This window comes from Flavobacterium sp. Leaf359 (assembly GCF_001423985.1).
GTDB classification, from domain to species: Bacteria; Bacteroidota; Bacteroidia; order Flavobacteriales; family Flavobacteriaceae; genus Flavobacterium; species Flavobacterium lindanitolerans.
Genome location: NZ_LMPW01000001.1, coordinates 532,361 through 549,741, shown reverse-complemented (window position 1 = coordinate 549,741; position 17,381 = coordinate 532,361). Strand labels below are relative to the sequence as shown.

General features: G+C 38.5%; 17 protein-coding genes. 12 read left to right on the top strand and 5 right to left on the bottom strand.

Annotated elements, in window-relative coordinates:
• From kdpA to ASG38_RS02395, 7 genes are all read left to right on the top strand, one after another.
• Positions 1-1,689 (top strand): potassium-transporting ATPase subunit KdpA, encoded by a 1,689-nt coding sequence (gene kdpA, locus ASG38_RS02425; RefSeq protein WP_056066614.1) that lies wholly within the window; start codon positions 1-3, stop codon positions 1,687-1,689.
• A 17-nt stretch (positions 1,690-1,706) separates the two neighbouring features.
• Positions 1,707-3,752 (top strand): potassium-transporting ATPase subunit KdpB, encoded by a 2,046-nt coding sequence (kdpB, locus tag ASG38_RS02420; protein WP_056066612.1) that lies wholly within the window; start codon positions 1,707-1,709, stop codon positions 3,750-3,752.
• Between the two features lie 12 nt (positions 3,753-3,764).
• Complete coding sequence (locus ASG38_RS02415) at positions 3,765-4,325, top strand: K(+)-transporting ATPase subunit C (RefSeq protein WP_056066610.1); 561 nt, start codon at positions 3,765-3,767, stop codon at positions 4,323-4,325.
• A gap of 2 nt (positions 4,326-4,327) precedes the next feature.
• Positions 4,328-5,413, top strand: a complete 1,086-nt coding sequence (locus ASG38_RS02410) for a porin (protein ID WP_056066607.1) — start codon at positions 4,328-4,330, stop codon at positions 5,411-5,413.
• An 18-nt stretch (positions 5,414-5,431) separates the two neighbouring features.
• Positions 5,432-6,562 carry a sensor protein KdpD gene (locus ASG38_RS02405; RefSeq protein WP_056066604.1) on the top strand — a complete coding sequence of 377 codons (1,131 nt, stop codon included), beginning with the start codon at positions 5,432-5,434 and terminating at the stop codon, positions 6,560-6,562.
• Positions 6,563-6,620: 58 nt separating this feature from the next.
• Positions 6,621-6,977: a four helix bundle protein gene (locus ASG38_RS02400; RefSeq protein WP_056066601.1), complete on the top strand. Its 357-nt coding sequence runs from the start codon at positions 6,621-6,623 to the stop codon at positions 6,975-6,977.
• Positions 6,978-7,096: 119 nt separating this feature from the next.
• Positions 7,097-8,827 (top strand): ATP-binding protein, encoded by a 1,731-nt coding sequence (locus ASG38_RS02395; RefSeq protein WP_056066598.1) that lies wholly within the window; start codon positions 7,097-7,099, stop codon positions 8,825-8,827.
• A 1-nt stretch (position 8,828) separates the two neighbouring features.
• Here ASG38_RS02395 and ASG38_RS02390 read toward each other — a convergent pair whose 3' ends face one another.
• Positions 8,829-9,290 (bottom strand): nuclear transport factor 2 family protein, encoded by a 462-nt coding sequence (locus tag ASG38_RS02390; RefSeq protein ID WP_157485980.1) that lies wholly within the window; start codon positions 9,288-9,290, stop codon positions 8,829-8,831.
• A 110-nt stretch (positions 9,291-9,400) separates the two neighbouring features.
• On the opposite strand from ASG38_RS02390, the gene panB reads away from it, so the two are divergent.
• From panB to ASG38_RS02365, 5 genes are all read left to right on the top strand, one after another.
• Positions 9,401-10,219, top strand: coding sequence for a 3-methyl-2-oxobutanoate hydroxymethyltransferase (gene panB, locus ASG38_RS02385; protein WP_056066593.1), 819 nt, complete (start codon positions 9,401-9,403; stop codon positions 10,217-10,219).
• A 55-nt stretch (positions 10,220-10,274) separates the two neighbouring features.
• Complete coding sequence (locus ASG38_RS02380) at positions 10,275-10,964, top strand: RluA family pseudouridine synthase (protein ID WP_056066589.1); 690 nt, start codon at positions 10,275-10,277, stop codon at positions 10,962-10,964.
• Positions 10,965-11,052: 88 nt separating this feature from the next.
• Positions 11,053-12,390 (top strand): DUF5723 family protein, encoded by a 1,338-nt coding sequence (locus ASG38_RS02375; RefSeq protein WP_056066585.1) that lies wholly within the window; start codon positions 11,053-11,055, stop codon positions 12,388-12,390.
• Between the two features lie 11 nt (positions 12,391-12,401).
• Positions 12,402-13,727 carry an aldehyde dehydrogenase gene (locus ASG38_RS02370; protein WP_056066584.1) on the top strand — a complete coding sequence of 442 codons (1,326 nt, stop codon included), beginning with the start codon at positions 12,402-12,404 and terminating at the stop codon, positions 13,725-13,727.
• Positions 13,728-13,785: 58 nt separating this feature from the next.
• Positions 13,786-14,586, top strand: a complete 801-nt coding sequence (locus ASG38_RS02365) for a hypothetical protein (RefSeq protein ID WP_056066581.1) — start codon at positions 13,786-13,788, stop codon at positions 14,584-14,586.
• A 58-nt stretch (positions 14,587-14,644) separates the two neighbouring features.
• Here ASG38_RS02365 and ASG38_RS02360 read toward each other — a convergent pair whose 3' ends face one another.
• The 4 genes from ASG38_RS02360 to ASG38_RS02345 form a co-directional block, all read right to left on the bottom strand.
• On the bottom strand, positions 14,645-15,301 hold the full coding sequence (locus ASG38_RS02360; protein ID WP_056066579.1) for a response regulator transcription factor: 657 nt from the start codon (positions 15,299-15,301) through the stop codon (positions 14,645-14,647).
• Positions 15,288-15,965: a sensor histidine kinase gene (locus tag ASG38_RS02355; RefSeq protein WP_235498552.1), complete on the bottom strand. Its 678-nt coding sequence runs from the start codon at positions 15,963-15,965 to the stop codon at positions 15,288-15,290. Before ASG38_RS02355 ends, ASG38_RS02360 begins: the two co-directional genes overlap by 14 nt.
• A gap of 86 nt (positions 15,966-16,051) precedes the next feature.
• Positions 16,052-16,588 (bottom strand): hypothetical protein, encoded by a 537-nt coding sequence (locus ASG38_RS02350; protein ID WP_235498551.1) that lies wholly within the window; start codon positions 16,586-16,588, stop codon positions 16,052-16,054.
• Between the two features lie 110 nt (positions 16,589-16,698).
• Entirely contained in the window at positions 16,699-17,211 is a 513-nt protein-coding gene (locus ASG38_RS02345) for a hypothetical protein (protein ID WP_235498550.1), read from the bottom strand.
• Positions 17,212-17,381 lie beyond the last annotated feature (170 nt).

Here is a 17,381-nt window from a genome sequence, read left to right as displayed (position 1 = left end):
ATGAATACCGAAATTACAGGAATTATAGCCATGTTTGTCCTGACACTGCTTCTGGCAATACCGTTAGGAAAATACATTTCAAAAGTATATTCAGGGCAAAAAACTTTTTTGGACCCAGTTTTTCAGCCCATTGAAAAACTATTTTATAAAATAAGCGGTATCGATTCTAAAAAAGAAATGAACTGGAAACAGCACATGGTTGCGCTGGTTGCCATTAATGTTGTCTGGTTTGTTTTAGGAATGATTGTGCTTCTCTGTCAAGGTTGGTTGCCGTTGAATCCGGATAACAATCCCAATATGACGCCTGACCTGGCTTTCAACACCATTATTTCCTTTTTAGTAAACTGCAACCTGCAGCATTATTCCGGAGAAACCGGAGTCAGTTATTTAAGTCAGTTGTTTTTAATGTTCCTTCAATTCGTTTCGGCGGGAATCGGATTGGCTGCAGCTGCTGTACTTTTCAATGCATTAAAAGAAAGAACAACGGAAACGCTGGGCAATTTTTACAATTACTTTATCAAGTCCTGTACCCGTATTCTTTTGCCTATTTCCGTAATCGTAGCAACTATTTTGCTTTTTAACGGAACTCCAATGACGTTTGAAGGGAAACAGGCAATGACAACGCTTCAGGGGGATTCTGTTGAAGTATCAACCGGACCAGCTGCAGCATTCACCGCCATAAAACATGTGGGAACAAATGGTGGAGGATTTTTTGGTACCAATTCAGCCCATCCACTTGAAAATCCTAATTACCTGACCAACATTATTGAAATGATTGCCCAGATGATTATTCCATTTGCCATGGTGTTTGCTTTAGGATTTTACTTAAACAGAAGAAAACTATCCTGGATGATTTTTGGCGTAATGACAGTCGGATTCCTTGCGTTGACTATTCCAACCGTAATTACAGAAATGAATGGAAACCCTGCCATAGCGCAAATGGGAATTGATACAACCTCCGGCGCTACCGAAGGTAAAGAAGTACGGTTTGGAGCTGCCGCATCCGGATATTGGAGCATTGCTACAACCGTTATCTCAACAGGTTCTGTCAATTCAATGCACGACAGTGCCATGCCCCTATCCGGAATGAACCAGTTACTTGCCATGATGATTAACTGCTTTTATGGAGGATGTGGTGTAGGGATATTAAACTTTTACATTTTTATTATCCTTGCTGTTTTTATAAGCGGACTCATGGTAGGCAGAACTCCTGAATTTCTGGGTAAGAAAATCGAAGCCCGCGAAATGAAAATCGCCATGATTATTGCCTTACTGCATCCTTTCTTAATATTGGTTGGAGTTGCGTTATCAACAGCATTTCCAGAACAAGGTGCCAGCACATTGAACAATCCGGGATTTCATGGATTTAGTGAAATCTTATACGAATTCACCTCATCTGCGGCCAATAACGGAAGTGGTTTTGAAGGTTTGGGCGATAATAATCCGTGGTGGAATATTACAACAGGAATCGTATTGCTGCTTTCCAGATTCCTTCCCATCATAGGTCCTGTGGCAATTGCCGGAATCCTTGCTTCTAAAAAACACATTCCGGAAAGTGCAGGAACTTTAAAAACAGATACTTCAACTTTCGGATTAATGGTATTTGCTGTTATTTTCATCATTGCAGCGCTTTCCTTCTTCCCTTCCCTCACTTTAGGACCTATAGCAGAATATTTCACGCTTTATTAATCAAATGATTTTCAAAAATGAAAACTCAAAATAAATCACTGTTTCAGAAAGAATTGCTCAAAGAAGCATTCGTACAGTCTTTCCTGAAACTCAATCCTGCAAACCTGTTCCGCAATCCGATTATGTTTACGGTTGAAATCGGAACAGTAGTCATGCTCTGCGTTTGTTTATGGATATTGACAGGTGAGCAATCACAAGGTAGTTTTGTGTACAACTTTACCGTTTTTATCATCTTATTATTCACATTATTGTTTGCTAATTTTGCGGAAGCCATTGCGGAAGCAAGAGGTAAAGCCCAGGCGGACAGCCTTCGAAAAACAAGAGAAGAAACACCTGCCAAAAAAATCTTCCCTGTTGGAGAAATGTATGTAGACGAACTTCAGATTGTTCCCTCCTCCAGCCTGGTTAAAGGCGATATCTTTATCTGTGAAGCCGGCGATACTATTCCAACCGACGGAGAAATCATTGAAGGTTTGGCAACTATTGACGAAAGTGCCATAACCGGTGAAAGTGCTCCGGTAATTCGCGAAGCGGGCGGAGATAAAAGTTCCGTAACAGGCGGTACAAAAGTTTTGTCAGATAAGATTAAAGTTCGGGTGACAACTGAACCGGGCGAGAGCTTCCTCGACAAAATGATTGCATTAGTTGAAGGTGCTTCAAGACAAAAAACACCTAATGAAATCGCACTGACTATTTTATTGGCAGGCTTTACCTTAGTTTTTATTATTGTCTGTACGACTTTAAAACCGTTTGCTGATTATGCCAATATCACTATAACCATCGCTTCTTTTATTTCTTTATTCGTCTGCTTGATTCCAACAACTATTGGTGGATTGTTATCTGCCATTGGTATTGCCGGAATGGACCGCGCCTTGCGTGCCAATGTCATTACAAAATCAGGTAAAGCGGTAGAAACTGCGGGTGATATTGATGTATTGCTGTTAGACAAAACAGGAACGATTACAATTGGAAATAGAAAAGCAACGCAATTTTATCCTACCGCTGGCATATCCGAACAGGAATTTATAAAGGCCAGTATTCTATCGTCCTTAGCTGACGAAACACCGGAAGGCAAATCAATCATTGAATTGGCAGGAAAAGAGGCTACAAAAAACCTTTCTATAGAAGGTGCCACGCTGATAAAATTTACGGCAGAAACACGCAGCAGCGGTGTCACACTTCCGGATGGTACCAGAATCCGAAAAGGGGCTTATGACGCTATCCGAAAATTAAGCGAAAAAGCAGGAAATACTTTTCCAAATGACACATCTGATAGAGTTACTGAGATTTCCAGCAATGGTGGTACGCCTCTGGTGGTTTCTGAAAATGATAAGGTTTTAGGAGTAATCGAATTACAGGATATTATCAAACCCGGAATACAGGAACGTTTTGAAAGACTGCGCAGAATGGGTGTTAAAACCGTAATGGTTACAGGTGACAACCCATTAACAGCCAAATTTATTGCAGAAAAAGCCGGTGTGGATGATTTTATTGCGGAAGCCAAACCCGAAGACAAGATGAATTACATCAAGAATGAGCAAATCAAAGGGAAACTGGTTGCCATGATGGGTGACGGGACAAATGATGCTCCCGCTCTTGCCCAGGCCGATGTGGGCGTTGCCATGAACAGCGGAACACAGGCTGCCAAAGAAGCCGGAAATATGGTGGATTTGGATAACGACCCTACAAAACTGATAGAAATTGTAGAAATCGGAAAACAATTATTAATGACACGCGGAACATTGACCACTTTTAGTATCGCTAATGACGTTGCCAAGTATTTTGCCATCATTCCTGCCCTGTTCATCACCGCAATTCCTGCGCTGCAAGGTTTAAATATCATGCACCTGCATAGCCCGGAAAGCGCTATCCTATCGGCAGTTATCTTTAATGCAGTTGTGATTCCGTTTTTGATTCCGCTGGCTTTAAAAGGAGTCACATATAAACCGATCGGTGCTTCTGCCCTATTAAGACGAAACTTATTGTTTTATGGATTAGGCGGTATCATTGTTCCTTTTATCGGAATAAAAATCATCGACATGATAGTTACATTATTCATCTAAACTAATAGCAAAATGAAAAATTATTTATGGATTGGAGTAAAGTTAACACTGGTTACACTTGTCTTTTTTGCCGGACTCTATACACTGTTTATTCTTGGAATAGCACAAATGGCTCCCAACCAAGGGAAGGGAATCATGACGGAAAGCAATGGAAAAAAATTCTATAGCAATATAGGCCAATCCTTTACTGATGCCCGGTATTTTAACTCAAGACCTTCTGCCGTAAACTATAATGCAGCAGGTTCAGGAGGAAGCAACAAAGGACCAGGCAATCCGGAATATCTGGCCGAAGTCCAAAAAAGGATTGACACTTTCCTAATCCAGAATCCGGAAATCAAAGCTAATGAAATTCCGGCTGATATGGTCACAGCCAGCGGTAGCGGATTAGACCCAAATATCTCCGTACAAGGTGCAAAAGTCCAAATCAAGCGTATTGCAAAAGCAAGAAACATTGAAGAAAAAAAGTTGGAAGACCTTATTGCCCAAAATACTGAAAAGCCGCTTTTAGGACTGTTCGGACCAGAAAAAATTAACGTATTACAACTAAACCTCGCTCTCGATAAACTCAAATAACAATGAAAAAATTAGCTACTGCAGCTTTTATCGCAATGGTCTCTCTTGCACAGGCACAGAAAGACACTATAAAAACTCCTGAATCACCACTAAAAATATCAGGCTATGCCGAAATCTATTACCTATACGATTTCGGCGCGCCTGAAAACAATACCAGACCTGGTTTCGTATATTCCCATAACAGGCATAATGAAGTTTCTTTAAATCTTGGATTTGTCAAAGCCAACTATGAAAAAGGAAACGTCAGGGCTAACCTGGCAATCATGGCAGGAACTTATGGCAATGCCAATCTTGCTACCGAAGAAGGCATTATGAAAAACATTTATGAAGCTAATGCCGGTGTAAAACTCTCAAAAACCAAAAATCTTTGGATTGATGCCGGGATTTTTGCCTCACACATTGGTTTTGAAAGTGCCATCAGTAAAGATTGCTGGGCATTGACACGTAGCATCCAGGCAGACAATTCGCCTTATTATGAAAGTGGCGCAAAACTATCCTATACTACAGACAATGGGAAATGGTTTGTGAGCGGACTCCTTTTAAACGGATGGCAAAGAATTAAACGGATTGACGGTAATAAAACATTGGCTTTTGGACATCAACTAACCTATAAACCAAACGCGGCTATCCTATTGAACAGCAGTTCTTTCATTGGAAACGACAAACCCGATACTGATAAAAGGATGCGTTATTTTCACAATTTATACGGTGTTTTTCAGTTAAATGAAAAATGGGGACTAACTGCCGGTTTTGACCTTGGTGCTGAACAAAAGGAAAAAGGAAGCAACAGTTATAATTCATGGTACTCTCCTATTCTGATTGCCAGATATAAAGTTTCCGACAAAATCCATATTGCAGCACGAGGAGAATATTATGCAGACAAAAATGGGGTCATTATTGCAACAGAAACACCAAACGGATTTAAAACCTTTGGCTATTCTGTCAACTTCGATTACAATATCTATGACAATGTTGTATGGAGAATCGAAGCCAGAAATCTAAGCAGCAAGGATGAAATTTTTACTGAAAATGGTAATCCCGCCAAACAAAACTTTTCAGCGGCAACTTCGCTTGCCATATCATTCTAAAACCTAAGCCTGTTTATTTTGGAAAGCAAAAGAGAAGATAGCGTACAGCATTTTTTAAACCTGATTCAAAAATCAAGGAGAGGAAAGTTTAAAATCTACATCGGCATGAGTGCCGGTGTAGGTAAAACTTTTCGCATGCTTCAGGAAGCCCATTCCCTCCTAAAAAATGGAATCGATGTCAAAATAGGTTTTATAGAAACACACAATCGCAAAGAAACACATGACCTTTTGGAAGGACTTCCTGTAATTCCAAGACGTTATTTGTTCTACAAAGGCAAAGAACTGGAAGAAATGGATGTTCAGGCCATCATCAGCCTTCGTCCGGAAGTAGTAATTGTTGACGAACTGGCCCATACTAACATCGAGGGAAGCAAAAATGAAAAGCGCTGGCAAGACGTCTTTGAAATCTTAGAAGCCGGAATCAATGTAATCAGTGCAGTGAATATCCAGCACATTGAAAGCCTGAATGAAGAAATAAAACACATCACAGGAATTGAAGTCAAAGAACGAATTCCTGACAGTGTTTTGGCACAGGCAGATGAAGTCGTAAACATAGACCTTACGGCTGACGAACTGATTACAAGACTAAAAGAAGGAAAAATCTATAAGGCTGAAAAAATAGAAATGGCACTTAAGAATTTTTTCAAGAGCGAGCACATACTGCAATTAAGAGAATTGGCCTTAAAAGAAGTGGCCAGCCAGGTTGAACGAAAAGTCGAAATTGAAGTTCCTAAAAGCAAAAACACCCGTCATGAAAAATTCATGGCTTGTATTAGCAGTAACGAAGCCACCGCAAAAAAGGTTATCCGCAAAACCGCACGTCTGGCTAATTATTACAACAGCAGCAAATGGTATGTCTTATATGTACAGCTTCCACATGAAAGTGCAGACCGAATTGCATTAGACAAACAAAGACATCTAATCAATAATTTTAAACTGGCTACAGAACTGGGTGCCGAAGTCATCAAAATTGAACATACCCGGATTGCCAAAGCCATTATAGAACAGGCTGAAAGCAAAGGTATTACTACGGTATGCATTGGAAAACCAAAAATGAACCTGATGAAAATTATTCTTTCTACAAGTGCTTTCAAACAATTATTAAATAAGCTATCTTCGAGTGAAATTGACCTGATTATTCTTAGTTGATAGTGGATAGTTTTTAGTGGATAGTGTATAGTTAGTTTAAGCCAGAAAAAAAGAGATCATGAAAAATAGTATTGTTAAGGACAAATCGTTTGTATTTGCCGTAAGAATTGTGAGGTTATACCAACATATTTCAGAAAATAAAAAAGAATTTATACTGTCAAAACAATTGGTTAGAAGCGGTACTTCAATTGGAGCAAATATTTGTGAGGCTTTGCAGGCTCCCTCAAAAAAAGACTTTAGTAACAAGATGAATATATCACTAAAAGAAGCCCAGGAAACCGAATATTGGCTACGTTTGCTTTTTGAAACAAACTACCTGTCCGAAAAAGAATACCAATCCGTTCACTCAGAAAGTATCGAACTGATAAAAATACTAACCTCAATTATAAAAACATCCCGAACAAACACAGATTAAAGTCAAAAGTCAAAAGACAAAAGACGAAAGTCGAAAGTCGAAAAATGAAAGACCTTAGACTAATAACTATACACTATCAACTAAAAACTATAAACTAAAAAACTATAAACTATCAAACCGTGCGTATAAAAACAAAATTAAGACTGGGCCTCGGGATTCTTTTCTTACTCATCATATTGCTCACTGCACTGGCGGTAAGACAAGTGCATGCCATTGCCGGTGATACTGAAAATATTCTTGTTGCCAATTACAATTCCTTAGACTATTCCCGGAACATGATGAAAGAGCTCGACAAGATTGAAGGTGAAAAACAATCTTTCGAAAATTTTAATCACTTTCTGGAATTGCAAGGCAAAAACATCACTGAAATAGGCGAAAAAGAACTTACCCAAAATTTAACAGAAGATGTAAAAGCATGGCAATCAAGACCCGAAGAACCATCTATCCTGCTTCAGATTCGGAAAGACCTTAACGATATCATGAAAATCAACATGGATGCTATCCAAAGGAAAAGTATTGTAGCACAAAAAACAACAGAAAGTGCCATACTCTGGATTTCGATTACCGGACTTACCTGTTTTTTGATTGCCTTAATCCTGTTGGTCAACCTGCCAAGCGATATTGCAAATCCTATAAAAGACCTCACCGAAAGTATCCGTCAGATTGCCGCAAAAAACTATTCGCAGCGGGTCAATTTTGAAACGCATGACGAATTTGGAAATCTGGCCAGGTCATTCAATACAATGGCAGAAAAGCTTCAGGAATATAGTGACAGTAACCTTGCCAGACTCATGATGGAGAAAAAACGGGTTGAAACGCTAATCAACAATATGCAAGACCCCGTTATTGGACTTGATGACAAAAACCTTATTCTGTTTGCCAATGAAGAAGCCTTAAAAATTTCGGGACTAAAAGCAGAGAATATTATCGGTAAAGCTGCTACCGAAATTGCTGTTTCTAACGACCTTGTCCGTTCACTATTACAGCATCTTATGGTTGGAAACATCGAAAAGTCTCAGCAAACACTTAAAATCTATGCAGATAATAAAGAAAGTTACTTCGAAAAACAAATAGTACCTATACTTGTTCTTCCAACAGGCGAAGAAGAAAAAAAACATATTGGTTCATTTATCATACTGCGCAACGTCACAGCCTATAAAGAATTGGATTTTGCCAAAACCAACTTCATAGCTATGGTTTCGCATGAATTCAAAACACCAATCGCTTCAATGAAAATGAGCCTGCAATTGTTGGAAAATAGCAGTGTCGGTAATTTAAACGATGAGCAGAAACAATTGGTTTCAAGCATTAAGGACGATGCTAAAAGATTACTCCGTACTACAGGAGAACTGCTGGACATCACCCAGGTAGAAACCGGAAAAACACAACTCAAAATAGAAAACTGTAATCCCGATGTAATCATTTCTGATGCAGTAGAAGCTACAAAAATACTGGCAGAACAAAAAAAGATTAGCCTTAACCTGACTGTTCCCGAATTGTTGCCTGAAATAAAAGCCGACCAGGAAAAAACAACCTGGGTCATTACGAACCTCATTTCAAATGCTATCCGCTATTCATATGAAAACTCAACCATTTTCATTGCCGCAGAAGCCAAAGAAAATGCACTGATGATAACTGTCAAAGACAACGGAATAGGCATTTCTCCACAGTACAAAAACAAAATCTTTGATAAATATTTCCGCATTCCGGGTTCGGAGAAAGAAGGAACCGGCCTCGGACTCGCCATCAGCAAGGAGTTAATAGAAGCGCAAGGCGGTACAATTTCCGTTGAGAGTAACTTAGGATTCGGAAGTGAATTTGTCGTCACGCTCAAAATCAGCAATGATTAACTCAAATCTTGATTTTACTGTCTCCATAGTAAATGATTTTCCATAGGTTTTCCTTCTTGATCAGTTGAATGGAGTTGACACCTTTATGGGTTAACTCGCCATTGATGTAAAATTCAAAAGGTATCCAGGCGTGAGCCATTCCACCATCAACTTTAATAGTAAAGGAAAGCAACCGTTCTTCAAATTTGGTTTCCTTAGGAATCGTTGCAACATATCTTTTAAAATCAGCCGCTTTTGTGACTACAAGCTTGTTTCTTCTCGGACTTTGCACTACAGTCTGTAGCATCAGGTCTTCATCACTCACAGAGTTAATTTTCAGGCTATCTCTGGAATGTATACCTTCAAAAAAAGTTTGTATCGATTCGCGGATTTCAGCTTCCTGTCCCATTAATGGCTGAAAGGAAACAAAGGAAACAAAAGAAACTAAGGAAATAAAGAAAACGAATAGTACTAATTTTCGCATTATGGTCATGTTTGGTTATTAGGATATAAATTTAGCATAAAAAATTATTAGGTTGTGTGGCAATGGTAAATAAAGCAATTTGTACATTTACATCTTCTAATTCCTACACTATGTCTGTTGCAAAAAAAGATTATAAGAGAATCACTACCAAATCGCTGATTGAAATGAAAGCCAATGGCGAAAAAATTTCAATGCTCACATCCTATGATTTCACTATGGCAAAAATTGTCGACACTGCCGGTGTTGACGTAATTCTGGTTGGCGATTCTGCCTCAAATGTAATGGCGGGTCATGAAACTACCCTGCCAATTACCCTTGACCAAATGATTTATCACGCTTCCAGTGTTGTCAGGGCAGCATCACGCGCTTTAATTGTAGTGGATTTGCCTTTTGGAAGCTATCAGTCTGACCCAAAAGAAGCCTTACGTTCCTCTATCAGAATCATGAAAGAAAGTGGTGCCCATGCCGTAAAATTAGAAGGCGGAAGCGAAATCAAAGATTCCATCAAAAAAATCCTCAATGCCGGTATTCCTGTTATGGGACATTTGGGGCTCACACCACAATCTATATATAAATTCGGAACTTATACGGTTCGTGCCAAAGAAGATGCCGAAGCCGAAAAACTATTGGAAGATGCCAAATTACTTGAAAAACTAGGCTGTTTTGCATTGGTATTGGAAAAGATTCCTGCAAAATTGGCTGAAAAAGTAGCACAAAGCATTACCATTCCTGTAATTGGAATTGGTGCCGGCGGTGGCGTTGACGGGCAGGTTTTGGTAATCCATGACATGCTTGGAATGAACAATGAGTTTAGCCCGAGATTTTTGAGAAGATACATGAATTTATATGATGACATGACCAATGCTATTGGAAAATATGTTACCGACGTGAAGTCACACGATTTCCCTAGCGAAAAAGAACAATACTAATTGTCTTTTGATTATTTGAACTACCAAGTCGCCGAAATCTAATTTTCAAAAAACAATGAAAACCATTTCTACAAAAAATAATCTTCAGGTACTGCACGAAGACAATCATATTATTGTCATCAACAAACGTGTAGGCGACATCGTTCAGGGAGATAAAACAGGCGACAAACCCCTAAGCGATGTAGTAAAAGAATATATCAAGGAAAAATACAATAAACCGGGCGAAGTTTTTCTGGGTGTTGTCCATCGTCTGGACAGGCCTACAACCGGAATCGTAGTATTCGCCCGCACTTCCAAAGCACTTTCCAGGCTCAATGATTTGTTCAAAAACCGGGAAACGCAAAAAACATACTGGGCTGTTGTCAAAAATAAGCCCGCAGAAGCTTCGGCAAAGCTGGTTCATTATCTGAAAAGAAATGAAAAGAACAACACTTCAAAAGCACATAGCAAAGAAGTTCCTGATAGTAAAATAGCAAGCTTAGATTACACGATAATCCGCGAGCTCAATAACTATTATGCTCTGGAAATTAATTTGCATACCGGACGCCATCACCAAATCCGGGCACAACTGGCGGCTATTGGAAGCCCAATCAAGGGCGACCTGAAATATGGTGCCGACAGAAGCAATCTTGATGGTGGCATTCATTTGCACGCCCGCAAACTCACCCTCACCCATCCCGTTACCAAAGAGGTGTTAGAAATAACCGCACCCGTTCCTAATGACCCTATTTGGAAAGCAATCTGATATTTTTAAGAATAATGATTCTTTTTTTACGTTAATTTAGTATCCCCAATACAAAAAATCTATACATTTAACTTAAAAAAACTTCCCTATGAAATTACCAATCTTATTATGCCTACTGATTGGCACGAGTGCTTTCGCTCAGGACCATTTTTCCGGAATTACCACTTCCAGAAGAGGCGGATTATTAAATGCAAGTACAAACCCCGCCGAACTTGCCAACCTGAAAACAAAATATGAAGTCGGGGTATTCTCCTTGAGTTTTAACCTTTCCAACAACCGATTGGGTTTTGATGACCTCGTTAGCGGTGATGATTTGGAACAAAAGCTATTTGAAGGAAACAAGGATGTCGACCTCCGTTTTGATGGCGAAGTATACGGCCCGGCCTTTGCAATGAAAATAGAAAAATGGGCTTTTTCATTCAGCACTAAAGCTTATGGAAAAGTAAATTTCACCGATGTTGACCCAACAATTGGAGATGCCGTTACCAATGGAGCCCTGAACAGTATTTTTGGTGCCTCAACTATCCAAAGTGATAAAAATCAGCGCGCCAACGGAACCACCTGGGGCGAAGTGGCCTTTGGAGTTGCCAGAAATGTATATGAAACAGAGGAACACAAGTTGAGTGTGGGCGTAACCTTAAAACTCCTCTTTCCCGGCTCCTATGCGAATTTAGGTCTTGACAAATTCTCCGGGACCATCACAAACAATCTTGGAAATGTGAATATGACAGATGCTTCAGCAAGAATGAACATTTCTTATTCAGGAGATTTGGCAGACGATTTTTCAGATTTTGGCAATTATACCAGTTCTCTTTTTGGAAAATTAAATGGCTTTGCTACAGATTTGGGAGTGAACTACCAATGGAAAGACGATAATGACGGCTATAAAATCAATGCCGGAGCAGCCGTACGCAACATTGGAAGCATGACTTTTAAATCCGATAACAACAGTAACAACAATTACGAACTAAATATCCCTGCCGGACAGTCGCTCAACCTGAACCAATTTGAAAGCGTAAGCAGCTTTAAGGAAATTGAAGAAATATTGCTTTCGAGTGGCTATCTGACTGCTACTTCCAATGGCAGCGATTTTAAAGTAAAACTTCCAACGGTTTTTTCTGCTTATGCTGACGTAAAAATTATTCCTGATTTCTACGTTACCGTATTCGGACAGCAAAAATTCAATAAGGATAACAAAGACGACCAGGTTACGGCTCAAAACGTGATTTCGGTTACACCACGATATTCCAGAGAAAGTTTTGAAGTATTTGCTCCGTTAGCGTCAAATGAAATTTCAGGATTCACAGCAGGATTGGGATTCAGAGCCGGAGGTTTCTTTATAGGGTCAAGTTCAGTGGTTACTGCCTTGATTAATGACGGAGAACAGGCAGATTTTTACCTCGGATTCCGTTTCGGATTGCAATAATTTTTAAAATTATGAACCATCAAGAAATCAATCAAAGAAAAGAAAAGCTTAAAAAATTCTCTCATGTCATTTCACTTCATGAAAATGATATTATAGAGGCACTGCATAAAGACTTCGGAAAACCGGCTTTTGAAGCCTATCTTACTGAAATAAATGTAGTGCAATCTGACCTGAAAGATACCATAAAAAATATCCATGCCTGGGCTAAACCTAAAAAAGTCCGGGCATCTATTCTTAATTTTCCGTCTTCTGATTATATCTACACAGAACCTTATGGAAAAACACTGATTATTTCTCCGTGGAATTATCCTTTCCAACTGGCTATCTGTCCGTTAATTGCGGCCTATGCGGCTGGTAACTCCATTGTTCTCAAACCTTCTGAATTAACACCCCATACATCAAGCTTAATTTCTAAAATCATACGGGAAACTTTTGATGTTAAGGAAGTCGTGGCCGTTTTAGGAGATGCAGAAATTGCCAAAAGCCAGCTGGCCAAACGTTGGGATTATATCTTTTTTACAGGAAGTCCGGCCGTTGGAAAAGAAATTGCAAAAGCTGCAGCCGGGAATCTTACGCCTGTAACTCTGGAACTGGGCGGTAAAAATCCCTGTATAATTGACAAAAATGCCAATCTTCAAATCGCAGCAAAACGTATTGTCTGGGGGAAATTTATCAATGCCGGACAAACCTGTATTGCTCCTGATTATCTTCTCATACACAAAGGAGTCAAGACAAAATTCATCCGCCTGTTGCAACAGGAAATTATAAATGCTTATGGCGAAGACCCTAAGCTTTCACCTGATTTTACGCGAATCATAAACAAAAAGCATTTCTTAAGACTGGTTGGAATGATAGATGAAGCAAAAACAATCACAGGAGGAATCCACGATGAAGAAAGTCTTTACATTGCGCCAACACTTATTGACGAACCTTCTTTCGACAGTGCCATCATGAAAGATGAAATTTTTGGGCCACTGCTCCCATTGATTTCTTATGAAAATGAAAGCGACCTGGAAAAAATAATTTCAAAATATGAAAAACCGCTGTCGTTATATGTGTTTACAGATGACAAAGCTTTTGCAGAACGCGCTATCCGGAAATTTTCATTTGGTGGCGGATGCATTAACGATACTGTCGTACACTTTTCAAACAAAAGGCTGCCATTTGGTGGAGTTGGCAACAGCGGTATGGGCGCCTATCACGGTAAAAAAAGCTACGATACATTTTCACACCAGAAGGCTATCGTAAAAAAAGCTACATGGCTTGATATACCGCTGCGTTATGCCCCTTATGGAAATAAACTGAAAGTAATCCGAAAACTATTGAAATGGCTCTGATTCAGTTTATAATTCCAAAATATTGATTACTTTCGCGCAATAATTGACAAACTTATTTATGCAAAAAATTACTACGACTAAAGAAAAGATTGAAGAAATCAAGCAACGTGGTTATCCTTTGGAATTTGGAGAGATTCTTTCTCAAGCCTTAAATAATTATCAGAAAATTGTGTGGATTGCCGGAGCCGGAGTATTACTTCTTTCCATCGTATTCTTTGCAATAATAATGGGACTTGCCGCTATATTCATCGGGTTGAGTACTTTTGGGCGGGATATTGCCGATTTTCAAATCCAGAATTTTTCTGCTGCCGGAATCATTGTTGCTCTTGTTGGGGGTGCAATCGCTGTCGCACTTATTAAGCCATTTTATGCGGGTATATTGCGGGTTGCTCACCATGCCGATGCAAAAGAAGATTTTGACTTTTCTACGCTTTTCTATTATTACAAAAGCGAATACCTAAAAGAAATTATAATTGCTGGTATTTTAATAGGATTTTGCAGTAACGGTATCAGTACTGCCCTGGAATTAACCGGAAACACAATTCTTGGGTCAGTTATTAGTTATATCATCATTTTATTGACCCTATTCACTACCCCGCTGATTATTTTTGGCAACCTAAAAGCTTTTGAAGCGATACAGGCGAGCCTGATGCTGGTTTCAAGAAATTTCTTTATGCTGTTGGCTCTCATGATTGTCGCAGTAATTCTGGCCGGTTTAGGAGTTTTTGCTTTCTGTATTGGTATCCTTTTCACTATCCCGCTGGTTTTTTCTGTACAATACATGATTTATACAAATGTCATTGGTATTGACGAAAAAAATGAACTGGAAGAAATAGGAAATTCGTCATCAGATTATTAAAAGATTTATACTCTATAAACAAAAAAAGCCCCATTAAATGATGGAGCTTTTTTTTGTTTTACACACAAACGATTTTGTTTTTAATCGCATACAAAACCAGTCCGATTCTTGTTTTTATTTCCAGTTTGGCAAAAATACTTTCCCTGTAACCATCTATTGTTTTGGGGCTAAGGCACATTTCATCTGCTATTTCCTTATAGGTTTTCTCACTGCAGGCCCTTTTAATAAAATCAAGTTCTTTTTCCTTAAATTCTAGCTTTTTGTCCTCATTATCGATTCTGTTGACCAAAATACCGGAAACCATTTCTGTAAAAAAGTATCCTTTCTCTATGACAGTTTTCAAGGCATCATAAAAAATCTGTGGCGTTGTGTCTTTTAGCAGGTAGCCTTTGGCTCCGTTTTTAATCATTTGTATGATGATATCTTCCTCATTATTAACAGAAAGTGCAATGGCTTTATAATCCGGTCGGTTTTCCTTTAGCCAGACCATAGTTGCCAATCCGTCAAGAATGGGCATATTTACATCTAGCAGTATCAAATCAACTTCTATGTCCAGATTTTCCTCTTCCTGAAGAAACTGTATGAACTCTTTGCCGTTTCCAAAATTGTGTGTGACTTCAAAATCGCTGAAACTATTAATCAGAAATTTCAAAGATTGTGAAAACAGCAAATGGTCGTCTACGATGATAACCTTATTTTTTCTATTCGTTTTCATGATTAATTCTTTTAGGATAGGTAAACAGTACCACAGTTCCTGAACTATCAGATGTTACGGAAACAGAAGCTCCAATGAGCTTAGCCCTGACATGTATGTTATTCAATCCCGAACCGCTGCTTTTCTTCTTTGAATTAAAGCCGATTCCGTGGTCAATCAGCTTGATTTTAATATTGTCATGGTCCAGGCAGTCTATTTGAAAATCAATAATCTCACTGTGGGAATGCTTTAAGATATTGAGAATCGCTTCCTGAAAAATCCGATATATAATCAGTTCGTGTTCAACGTTTATTTCAGGAAAATCACCATTTATGCTAAAATTACAATCTATTCTTTTTAATTTCCGGATACGGTCCAAATCCAGTTGTATGGCCTCTAAAAAATTGGATTCCAGTAAATTATCCTTATTTATAATCCTTGACAGGGTTCTGATTTCATCTAACGACTTTCCTAAAATGTTTTTCAGGTCGTCGAGTTCCTCCTTGGTCATGGCTTTCTGATTTTGGATGTACATGTTGACCTGCATAATGGCAACAGACAAAATCTGACCAATATTATCGTGAAGTTCCCTGCTGATTTCTGTCAGTGTCTGGTCCTTCATTTCTATCCTTGATTTCACCAATTCTGACTGAAAATGGAGATCGGCTTCCATTTTTTCAATCAAAAAATTGGTTTTTTTCTTGTGGAAATAGAAAAAGAGCACCAAAATTAACACCAGTAAGGTAAAGAAGACAATACTTAATGAAATAACTAGTAATTGTATTTCTTTTCGCTCCATATAAATCCAATTATAAAACAACCATACATCAAGACATTGAGAATGAACAGTACAAGACTGTAAACACTTTCATTACTTTCTATCAGGAACCACTTAATAGCCAGCATAAAAGGCAAATAAGGGACGTGAAGAAGCAGGACGCCTAAGATAAACCAAAAAAAAACCGATTTACTGAAATTCAATATTTTTTTTGAATTAAATATTTCAACCAGATACAGACAGGACATTAGCAAGACAAACAGCACTCCCAATGTAAAACTATAGGTAAATGTTTCTGAAATATTTTTTTGGATGAAAATAAAATTAGCGAAATAAAAGAGTATAAAAACAGCCAGGAATACATCAACTAATCTTCTATGGCTGCGTTGGACTAACAGGTATTTTAAAAGAAGCAGATAATAAGAAAGGCTAACGAGCATATAAAAATTATACACACCATAATTAATCCATCCGGTCCATCGGGTGAGATTGCTGCCTACAAACTCTGTCAGGACAGAAAAAAAGATCATACCTAGCAAGGACTTAGCCTTATTACCGGGAAGTTTGTTGTAAAACAACAATCCTACTATTCCCGCTAATAAAGCCAAGTAAATGCAATAAAATCTTAAGTCCTCTAACATTATTTTTTGAAAGGATATGTCATTTTAGGAGGGTTACCCATTGAACCATAATTCATCACTGAAAGATCGGTTATATCATAATGAGGCTCTTCCTGCATAGTCGAAACATTCAGCATCCCGGATTTCTGCATATCGGTTTTAGCACCCGTTGGTGATAAAAATATAGTGGTCATCCCCGCTTTTTCAGCATATTTCGGGTCATCAGGATATCTACCCAGATACAATCTGATTCCATCTACTTTATATCCCTTATTAATTCCTTCTGTCTTGATATAATTGATATACTTTTCCAATTCTTCAACAGAATACCATACTGCATTCGCATCTTCTTTTATACTATCCTCAGCTTTTGAGCGCACCGCTTTTGAATTGTAATTCATATGCATCTCTGTAGCCAACTCATTAGAGATCAACTGTGTTGGCTTGTCATAAATTCTATCCTCACTACACGATTGAAAGAAAAAAGTTAAACAAAATAATCCAGCTAAAAAAATAGTTTTTGAGCTTTTCATGTTTTTCAAGTTTAAGTTGTTAATAATCGCCAAAACTATCTCAATTAGGAAAATATCGCAAGGGGAAAATTACCCTTTTTTAGCAAGCCTTTCTTCCTCTCCCAACCGGGAAAAGCGCTACAATAAATTTACAGGAAATAATCTTAAAAAAATCAGGCAATAAGCTCTTT